The organism is Streptomyces sp. NPDC092952, from assembly GCF_044754785.1.
Taxonomy (GTDB): Bacteria; Actinomycetota; Actinomycetes; order Streptomycetales; family Streptomycetaceae; genus Streptomyces.
Genome location: NZ_JBIVPT010000056.1, coordinates 1 through 2,805 on the forward strand (window position 1 = coordinate 1; position 2,805 = coordinate 2,805).

The window sequence follows — 2,805 nt, forward strand, 5'->3', positions numbered from 1 at the left end:
GGCCGGGGCCCCGCCCGCACACCGTGCCGCGTACGCCTGCGTCAGATCCCGTGCCAACGGACCCACCGACCATCCGTCCCCCGCGATGTGATGCAGGAGGACGAGCAGGACGTGGTGATCCTCGTCCGGGCTGAAAAGAGTTGCACGCACGGGGAGTTCGGCGCCCAGATCGAAGGTGTACCGGGCAGCGGCACGCAGGAAGGCCTCGTCCTGCGCCGTGTCCAGCCGTGGTTCGGCCCGGTCGAGGACGACCTGGTACGGGCCGTCGGCGTCCTCGGCGAACACGGTGCGCAGCGACTCGTGCCTGGCCACCACATCACCCAGCGCGCAGGTGAGCGCGTCCCGGTCGAGGGGGCCCGTCAGACGCAGGGCGAGGGGGACGTTGTAGGTGGCGGTGGAGCCCTCGAAGCGGTGCAGGAACCACAGGCGCTGTTGGGCGTAGGACAGGGGCAGCCGCTCGGGGCGCTCCTGCGCGCGTACGGCGGGCATGCCACCCGTCGGGTCCTGCGTGTCGAGCAAAGGGGCGAGGGCTGCGACCGACGGCGCCTCGAACAGGACGCGTACCGAGAGGGAGATCCTCAGTGTGGTGCGGATGCGGTTGGCGAGGCGGGTGGCGAGCAGGGAGTGGCCGCCCAGGTCGAAGAAGCTGTCGTCGATGGAGACCTGTGGTACGCCTAGGACGTCCGCGAACAGTCCGCACAGGATCTCCTCGCGCGGCGAACGCGGTGCGCGCCCCGAGGTCAGGGCTGCGTACTCGGGCGCGGGCAGGGCCTTGCGGTCCAGTTTCCCGTTCGGCGTGAGAGGCAGCGTGTCCAGGGCCACGAACGCCGAGGGCACCATGTGCTCGGGCAGTTGGCCGGCGGCATGGGAACGCAGACCGGCTTCGGCCTGCGCACCCGCGCCGGGCTTCGCGTCGGCGGCCGGCACCCAGTACGCCACGAGCCGCTGGTCACCAGGCACGTCCTCGCGGACGAGGACCGCTGTCTGGGCCACGTATCGGTGGGCGAGCAGCACGTTCTCGATCTCTCCGAGTTCGATGCGGAAGCCGCGGAGCTTGACCTGGTCGTCGGCCCGCCCCAGATACTCCAGTTCCCCGTCGGCTGTCCATCGCGCCAGGTCACCGGAACGGTACATCCGTTCGCCCGGCGCCCCGAACGGGCAGGCGACGAACCTCTCCGCACTCAGATCTGGACGGTTCACATAACCGCGCGCGAGCCCCGCGCCCGCGATGTACAGCTCGCCGGTGACGCCGGTGGGCGCGGGACGCAGTCCGTCATCGAGTACGTACACGCGCAGGTCGTCGATGCCGCCGCCGATGAGGCTACGGGTCTGGCCGGTCCAGGCGGCGCTGTCCAGAGTGCGGACGCTGACGTGCACGGTGGTCTCGGTGATGCCGTACATGTTGGCCAGCGTCGGTCGGGTATCGCCGTGGCGACGTCCCCAGGCTTCCAGACGGCCGAGGTCCAGGGCCTCGCCGCCGAAGACGATCCAGCGCAGGGCGAGCCGGTTGCCGACGGCCGGGTTCTCCCGGTCGGCCTGGGCCAGCTGGTAGAAGGCCGAGGGCGTCTGGTTGAGAACGGTCACCTGTTCGTCGGCAAGCAGCCGTAGGAAGTCCGCGGGGGCACGGCTGGTGTCGTACGGCACGACGACCAGTCGTCCACCGTGCAGCAGAGGGCCCCACAGCTCCCACACCGAGAAGTCGAAGGCGCTGGAGTGGAAGAGCGTCCACACGTCGTCGGGGCCGAAGCCGTAGACGTCCCGGGTGGCGGTGAACAGCCGCACCACGTTGGTGTGCGGGACGACGACGCCCTTGGGACGGCCCGTCGAGCCCGAGGTGTAGATGACGTACGCCGGGTGGTCCGGCAGCAGCCCGCCGGTGCCGGGGTCGTGGACGGGGCGGGCGGCGAGGTCGGTGGCGGTCCGCTCGGTGTCGAGGCGGAGCACCGCAGGGTCCTCGGGGTGCGGCAGCCGATCCGCCACCGCGCCGGTGGTGATCACCAGGGTGGGGGCGGCGTCGGCGAGGGTGTAGGTGATGCGCTCGGCCGGGTAGCCGGGGTCGATCGGCACGTAGGCGGCACCGGACTTGACGACCGCGAGCAGCGCCACGACGAGGTCCGCCGAGCGGGGCAGGGCGACGGCCACGTGTCGCTCGGGGCTGGCGCCGCGTGCGATGAGGACGTGGGCGAGGCGGTTGGCGCGCTCGTTCAACTCCGCGTAGCTGTAGGAGAGGTCACCGAAGGTGACGGCGATGGCGGCCGGGGTGCGGGCGGCCTGCGCCGCGAAGAGGGCGGCGAGCGTCTCGCGCGGTGCGGCCCGTTCCCGGACGGGTCCGGCGGCGGCGAGCAGCCCGGCGCGCTCGGCCACGTCGGTGAGGTCGACCCGGGTGACGGGGCGGCCGGGGTCGGCGAGCAGGGATTCCAGGACGCGCAGCAGCCGCCGGGTGATCAGGCCGGCGGTGGCCCGGTCGTACAGGTCTTCGCTGTAGGTGAGGGTGGCGCGCAGGCCGTCGGGGGTGCCGTCGGCGGTGTGGCGCTCCTCGAAGGCGAAGGAAAGGTCGAACTTGGCCGTGCCGGTCCCGACCGGCACGGGCCGGGCCGTGAGTCCGGGCAGGTTCTGGAGGGTGCCGAGGGCGCCTTGGGTGGCGTCGTTCCAAGTGAGCGAGGTCTGGAAGAGCGGGTGGCGGGCCATCGAGCGGGCCGGGTCGAGCTTTTCGACGAGGCGTTCGAAGGGGATGTCTTGGTGGGTGTAGGCGGCGAGGTTGAACTCGCGTGTTCGGCTGAGGAGTTCGGTGAAGGTGGGGTTGCC

Annotated in this window: 1 protein-coding gene; it reads right to left on the reverse strand. The window is 71.6% G+C overall.

Features of this window, described 5'->3' with window-relative positions; genetic code table 11:
• A partial coding sequence (locus ACIQGQ_RS37160) for an amino acid adenylation domain-containing protein (RefSeq protein WP_402405105.1) occupies positions 1 to 2,805 on the reverse strand: 2,805 nt, incomplete at both ends.